Here is a 7,074-nt window from a genome sequence, read left to right on the forward strand (position 1 = left end):
CTTAGCATTGTGAGAAGAGAAGTTTTCCTTTAGATAAGCCGTGGCAGTCTGCTACAGTCTTTTGCGCTTGCTGTATTGGCTAAGGCTCTTCTTAGATTATCTTATGTATCCAACAAAAGATCTTTTGCCCTTCCTTTAGTTTCTTTTGCTACGTCATAGCCTTTGAGCCCCCTTTCTCGCCTAACAAGCTTGCTATCGACAATCGCTATCGCTGTGGTGAAGGTTCTTTTTCTACTTTCTTGAGATGCCTTAATGCGATAAATTCGCTATTTTCCCCTACTCCCATCATTTGCCAGTCTCATAAATGTGGACAGACCATTTGCCATGGAGGGAAATTGTAGGGAAGGGGCTTTATGGCATTATAGGTGGTTTGAAAGATAGCTTTTAATTCTTTAAAACATAGGCGCCATTTTCTAATGTTTTGTTGAAAGCTTAGAATAGGCTTTATTCTTTTTTTTCTTCATTGCTTCATGTTGATAGGCGCTATGCATGGAACTTTGCATTCTATTAAATTTGCTCTCATTCTATCACAATTAGAGTGTGAGCTATCGTTTTATTTAATATCTACAGATTGATAGCTTTTTAAGCTTATTCGCTGACAGGTCCTGTGAACAACATTAATACTGCCACTCCTGCCAAGATAAGAATTGTCCCTAGTAAATGCATCAGAGAAAAGGCTTCGTTAAAAAAATAAATGCCAATCAAAATGATGCTTACAATCCCTAATCCTGACCAGATGGCATAAACCACGCCTACAGGTAAGGTTTTTAGAGCGATGGAGAGAGACCAAAAAGTAAGCCCATAGCCCACTAATACTACTAGTGAAGGAAAAAGCTTAGTCATCCCATAAGAGGCTTTTAATGCACTGGTCCCTACAACTTCGCCGGCTATGGCCATTAAAAGATAAAGATATGCTTCCATAAAGACCCCGTTTAGGGGTACGATAAATCAAATACGATATAAAAGTAAATGGCGCTCAATAATAAATTTGCCATTCATAAGGAAGGCGATGAAACAAAATTTTAAAAATCAGACAGTTATAATTACAGGTGCAAGTTCAGGGTTTGGAGCTGCTTTTGCTGAAGCCTTTGCACGTGAGGGAGCTACCTTAATCAATGTTGCCAGGCGTAAGGAACGCTTGCAAGCGCTTGAAACCTCTTTACGAGAAAAATATGGTGTCGATATCTTATCGATAGAATTGGATATTTCAGATGAAAAAGCGGTGGAAGAAAAATTGGGCCAATTGGCAAGGGATTCTATATTACCGGATGTTCTGATTAACAATGCTGGCATGGTAAGAGGGTTAAATAAAGTATGGGAGACGCCTACGCAGGATTGGAATGAGATGATTGATATAAATATTAAAGGATTACTCAATGTTAGTGCTCAGATTATTCCTCACATGATTAAGAAAAATGCTGGGCATATCATCAATGTAGGCAGTATTTCCAGCCATGATACCTATCCTGGAGGAGGGATTTATTGTGCCACTAAATTTGCTGTTAAAGCTATTACAGATACATTAAGGAAAGAGCTGGTGAATACTCCTCTTCGTGTTTCTATGATTTCTCCTGGGATGGCTGAAACAGAATTTAGCTTGGTTAGATTTGCAGGCGATAAGGATAAAGCTAATGCGGTTTATGAAAACATTCAACCTTTGACAGCGGAAGATGTGGCTGAGATTGTCCTTTTTATGGCTACGCGCCCTCCTCATGTCAATTTGGCTGATGTGGTGGTTTATCCTACTCATCAAGCTTCAGTATCGCTTGTTTATCGAGGAGAAGGAAAAGCCAAGAGTTAGGGGAAGAAGTCATTTTTTAAAATGTAGCTATCAAAAGGATAGGGTGCCGATGAAGAAAGCTCAACTCTATTTCCCATGGCTTTCAGGATGCTTTTTTTATTATTTTAAAAAAATGGGAATAATTTAAAGAATTTTATTAAAAAATTATTTGCGAGATGGAAAAGAAAATTAAAAATAGATCGGCTGGCTAACCATAGCTTGGGGAGCTACGCACATCTCTAAAGTAATTCCATAACTTTGAAGTTTATCTTTAACCACGCCAAGAGCTGTTTCAGGTGTATTGCATTCGCTAGAAAGATGAGCAAGGTAGACATGTTTTAAATTAGGATGGGCAACTTTGCTTAATAGCTCAGCGCATGCTTCATTAGAAAGGTGACCATTCCTGCTTAAAACGCGCTGTTTATACACCATCGGCCGTGAACTAGCATGGACCATAGAGGGTTGATGATTAGCCTCTACATAAAGGTAATCGCAAGCTTGCAATTGATGAAGGACTAACGTGGAAACAAATCCTAAATCTGTACAAAATCCAAGCTTTAATCCATCCAGCTTTAAAGTAAATGCTACAGGGTCTAGGGTATCGTGTTGAATATTAAAAGGATGGATTTCAAGGTCGCCAAATTCAAAACTTTCTCCTGTGGAAAATATTTTGAACTTAGGACATTCATGTAATTGCTCGACAATTCCTTTGGCGGTTTCATGATTGGCAAACACAGGAATACCCATTTTTAAGGCTAAAACTTTAAGGCCTTGAATATGATCACTATGTTCATGGGTAATTAAAATAGCATCTAGTTCTCGGAAGTCTACTCCTATTTCGGCAAGTTTTTCTTTGGTGGCTCTTGCACTTAAGCCTGCATCAATAAGCAGCTTAAGTTGCGGCGTTCCCAAGTAAACGCAGTTACCTTTCGAGCCTGAAGCTAGAGGACAGAAACCAATCATTTGTGACATACCTAATCAATATGAGGAACGTTTTATCATATAATCATTTCCTTAGGCAAGTTTTTTAAGGCTAAAGATGAAGAGGTTAGTCTCTAAAAAAACATAATGTTTAATTTAAATACCAAATATTATACATAGAACTATGCATACATTATAAAGAGGAGACCTCATGGAAACAGCCGTTCAAGTTTTAGAAAAAATGGAAAATGTATTAGATCAGCTAGTGAGCAATGCCGAAGGTTTAAAAGATTTATCGATGGAGGAATTTTCTGAAGAAGCAGTTACTCCTCTACAACAAAAGCAAGAACTTTTGGTAGAACAATTAAATGGTTTAGAGGGAAGCTTTGAAGCTTCTGAAAAAGAAGGCCAAGAAGAAGTTTTGGCTAAAATAGGCGATCGCATAGCAAAAAAACTCCGTTATTTCCAGCATTTAAATGCTGTATTTGTGGAAAACATTACGGAGGGAAATTTTATGGAGGACTATGCTAAGAGTGATCTAGAAATGCTTGAGACAGGAGTTCCTCATCGTCGACATGAAAATACTGACGAGGAATAAACTAAAAAAATCCAAAGCATAACATTTAAAATAGAGCGGAAATAAAAGTTTAATCCTTGGCTCTTTGCAAGGAATTTAGGATTGAGAAGAAAGTTTTTATGATTATTTAAAAATTTTCTTCCTCCTCTAATAAATCCTCATCTGTGTGTATCCCTTGCTTAGCTGCTAAGATCTTTCTTGGCTTACTTCCTTCTGCCGGGCTTACAACCCCTTGGGATTCGAGCTGGTCCATTAAGCTAGCCGCACGGGCGTAGCCAATTTTTAGCTTGCGTTGCAGAAAAGTGGTGGAAGCATTGCCTGTACTGAGCACGATATCTAGGGCCTGATCATATAAGGCATCTTGGGGCGCATCCGTCGAAGCTAGTGATCCACCGGAATCTTCAATAGAGATAGAGCCGATGGTATCAAAGGACTCAATGACATAATGAGGAGGGGCTTGATCGCAGATATACTTAACAACACTGTGGATATCTTCATCTCGTATAAAAGCCCCTTGAGCTCTTACTAAATGAGAAGTACCTGGAGGAAGAAAGAGCATATCTCCATTTCCTAATAAGCTCTCAGCACCTGTCTCATCCAGGATAATTTGACTATTGATGCGGCTAGCAACCTTAAAAGAAATCCTTGTAGGAAAATTGGCTTTTATTAATCCCGTAATGACTTCTCGAGAGGGACGTTGGGTGGCTAGGACAAGATGAATGCCAATGGCTCGTGCCATCTGAGCAATGCGAGCAATGGGTGTTTCAATGTCGCTACTAGCAACCATCATTAAGTCGGCGAGCTCATCGATAATGCCTACAATATAAGGCATTTTTTCAGGCACTTCGATGTTTAAAGAATCTTCAAAGTCTTTGTTGATGACGCGGTTATTGAAGCTTTCAATGTTTCTTACACCGGTTTGCTTCAAAATTTCGTAGCGTTTTTCCATTTCTTTTACCATCCAGCGTAGCGCCGCGCAAGCACCATGGGGCTCGGTAATCACTGGCGCTAACATGTGAGGAAGGCGCGTATAAGGGGTTAGCTCTACTTTCTTAGGATCCACCATGACAAGCTTAATCTCATCCGGTCTAGCATTTAGCACAATGGACATGACAATCGTATTAATACAAACAGATTTGCCTGAACCGGTAGCGCCTGCGATAATGCAATGAGGCATCTTGGCAAGATCACTCATTACGTAGTCTCCATTGACAGCTTTACCCAGAAGGATAGGAATGTGAAACTTCTTTGTACCCTGCTGGTAAGTGGTTAACATATCTTTAAAGCTGACTTCTTGAGGAGAGGGGTTAGGTACTTCAATGCCTACAGCAGCTTTTCCGGGAATGGGAGCAATGATCCTAATCGATCTGGCTTCCATATTAAGAGCAATATCATTCTCTAAGGTTTTTATGCGTTGAACTTTAACGCCTATAGCGGGATGAACCTCAAATGAGGTGATGGTAGGTCCGCAATTAATTTGACCTACTTTAGCTTCAATGCCAAAGCTTAACAATGTTTCTTCTAATACTTCAGCTTGCTTTTTTAAATCTTTCTTTAAAGAAGTTTGGTCAAATTTCTTTGGGTTGGTTAATAGATTAAAAGAGGGAAGATTGTAAGCGGAAAAATCTCCATTATGCACGCGTTGTGCTTTAAGGGCTGCCTCTCTTTTGTCTAGTTGTTCATTTGCCAATTCTTTCTTTTTCGCCGGGGGAGGAGGCGTTTGCAAAGGCTGCGCGGGTAATTGAAAAGAAAGTTGATCTTCATTTTTTTCTTTACGGGAGACAGAAGGACGCGTAGTCAAATTAATTTCTGGACGTATAGCCAGCAATTCTGGAGAAGGAGAACGATCCTGGGCTATAGAGGTATTATCCGAATGCGTGCTTGCCAAAAAACCAGGGATACGCAATTTAACATAGCGCATGAAGTCACTATCTTTTTTAGCTTCCACTTCCACTTTTACTTCTTTTTTTTCTAATGGCGCTAAAGCACTCAAAGCATTTGAATTATTTTTGGATAGCTTAGCTTTAAGTTTAGAAAAAAGGCGTAAAATGCTTAAGATTAAATTTTGAGGCATAATCTTAAAAATGAAAAACAGGCTGGCTAGTAAAGTACTGGTAAATAAAACCATCACGCCTGAAACCCCTATAAACCGATAGAGGTTAAAGATAGGTAGATCTTTGTAGAGGTAAAATAAAGGGGCGCCACCCAGATGATAACGCTGACGTTTTAACCATAAATTAGGATAAAAAAATTGACTGAGAGTATTGCCTAACAAAGGGTAAAGATCTTCGATTACGTTTAGAATCATGCTGCAGGAAAGGATTAACAAGAAAGTAAAAAAGAGCTTACTACCGATATGGCGGATGGGCTTATCTATAAGAAGCCTCCAACCTGCCCATGTGCAAAAGCCACATATAATGTAGCTTGATAGTCCAAAAATTCCATGAAAAACCATGCCGATGCTATAGCCTAATAACCCCACCCAATGATGCGTGCGTTCATTGTAAGCAAAACTTACTAAGCTTAAAAATATTAAAAACGTAGAAGCAAGAGCAATGACTCCATAAATGCTGCTATGCATAGGCACTGGAGGGGCTTTTTCAGAAGCTGCCTTTGCTGCTTTCTTTTTAGCCATAAGATCCCTTATAAGTTTCTAAAAAACAGAGTTGTTACCATGCCTACCAACAGGCAATACCCTATAAAATACATAAATAGGCGTTTAGATGCTAGCTTTTGAAGATAATGCAAAGCAATTATTCCGAATAGGAAGGAAAAGAAAAAGCCTGCTAGATACTGTACCCAAGAGATAGGGGGTAAGATATACTCGTCTCTTTTTAAAATTAGCTGGCCTAATTCAACTATAATGCTAGCCATAAGTGTGGGAATAGCTAAAAGAAAGGAAAAAGTGATCGCATGTTCATAGTTCCAGCCTAACAAGCGTGCTGCCGAAATAGTAGCTCCACTTCGAGAAATTCCTGGAAATACAGCCAGCGCTTGAAAAAAACCAATCGTTAAAGCCTCTTGCCAAGTATGCTTCGACATTTCTGTAACCGATGAAGTTTTTTTACTAAAGTGAACTCCTAAATACATAAGAGCTGCTGTGAAAAGAAAAAAATAGCCTAAATATTCAATGTGATCAAAAAAAGCTTTAATGAACTTAAGAAAAAATACCAAAGGAAAAAGCGGCAGCAAAGCAATAAAAAGAAGGTATAACACTTTTTTTTCACTGGTTAAAAGTGTTTTAATTTTTTTAGAAAAGGCAATGAAGAGGGCTAATAATGTCCCCAAATGACAGATAAGATCAAAAGCAATGAGATCTTTGAAATTACGCATGCCTAACAGGTATTGAGCCAAAATCAGGTGCCCAGAAGAGCTGACAGGTAAAAATTCGGTAATACCTTGAATGAATCCTAAGAAAATTGCTTCAATTGTTGACACAGCAGCTATTTGACTTGTAAAAAAGGGCGATCGACGGGATTCGAACCCGCGACATTTGGAACCACAATCCAACGCTCTAACCAACTGAGCTACGATCGCCGTATAACAAACAAGTTATTTAACTTAAAATTGCTATTTAGGTCAATAGGTTTTTCCATAATTTTTATGAAAAATATTAAGAATAGCTATTGACACCAGCAACTTGTAAGGTCTCTCCTTGGGGCGTCATAAAAAAAAGCCGACACCGCTCGTGGCTTTAATACAGGGTGTTTTGATGAGAAAGATTTGACAAATGCTACATAAATCTAGAATTATCTTCTTTCTAAAAGAAGGAGGTAACAATGGCCAGAAGAAAAAC

Annotated in this window: 6 protein-coding genes and 1 tRNA gene; 2 read left to right on the forward strand and 5 right to left on the reverse strand. The window is 38.8% G+C overall.

Going from position 1 to position 7,074, the window contains the following annotated elements:
• Positions 1-588: 588 nt before the first annotated feature.
• Entirely contained in the window at positions 589-921 is a 333-nt protein-coding gene (locus tag NEOC65_RS05090; protein WP_213151776.1) for a DMT family transporter, read from the reverse strand.
• An 88-nt stretch (positions 922-1,009) separates the two neighbouring features.
• Here NEOC65_RS05090 and NEOC65_RS05095 point away from each other — a divergent pair, with 88 nt between their 5' ends.
• Positions 1,010-1,801: an SDR family NAD(P)-dependent oxidoreductase gene (locus NEOC65_RS05095; RefSeq protein WP_213155972.1), complete on the forward strand. Its 792-nt coding sequence runs from the start codon at positions 1,010-1,012 to the stop codon at positions 1,799-1,801.
• Positions 1,802-1,969: 168 nt separating this feature from the next.
• Here the strand turns inward: NEOC65_RS05095 and NEOC65_RS05100 are convergent, their stop codons facing one another.
• Positions 1,970-2,743, reverse strand: a complete 774-nt coding sequence (locus tag NEOC65_RS05100; RefSeq protein WP_042243442.1) for an MBL fold metallo-hydrolase — start codon at positions 2,741-2,743, stop codon at positions 1,970-1,972.
• 169 nt (positions 2,744-2,912) lie between these two features.
• On the opposite strand from NEOC65_RS05100, the gene NEOC65_RS05105 reads away from it, so the two are divergent.
• Positions 2,913-3,299 (forward strand): hypothetical protein, encoded by a 387-nt coding sequence (locus NEOC65_RS05105; RefSeq protein ID WP_166154742.1) that lies wholly within the window; start codon positions 2,913-2,915, stop codon positions 3,297-3,299.
• Between the two features lie 106 nt (positions 3,300-3,405).
• On the opposite strand, the gene NEOC65_RS05110 is transcribed toward NEOC65_RS05105, so the two are convergent.
• The 3 genes from NEOC65_RS05110 to NEOC65_RS05120 all read right to left on the reverse strand — a co-directional run bounded on the left by NEOC65_RS05110 (position 3,406) and on the right by NEOC65_RS05120 (position 6,815).
• Complete coding sequence (locus tag NEOC65_RS05110) at positions 3,406-5,913, reverse strand: FtsK/SpoIIIE family DNA translocase (RefSeq protein WP_213155973.1); 2,508 nt, start codon at positions 5,911-5,913, stop codon at positions 3,406-3,408.
• 8 nt (positions 5,914-5,921) lie between these two features.
• Complete coding sequence (locus NEOC65_RS05115) at positions 5,922-6,716, reverse strand: undecaprenyl-diphosphate phosphatase (RefSeq protein WP_213155974.1); 795 nt, start codon at positions 6,714-6,716, stop codon at positions 5,922-5,924.
• A 25-nt stretch (positions 6,717-6,741) separates the two neighbouring features.
• Positions 6,742-6,815: transfer RNA gene (locus NEOC65_RS05120), tRNA-His, on the reverse strand.
• Between the last annotated feature and the right edge of the window lie 259 nt (positions 6,816-7,074).

Origin of the sequence: Neochlamydia sp. AcF65 (genome assembly GCF_018342435.1) — a bacterium.
GTDB lineage: Bacteria > Chlamydiota > Chlamydiia > Chlamydiales > Parachlamydiaceae > Neochlamydia.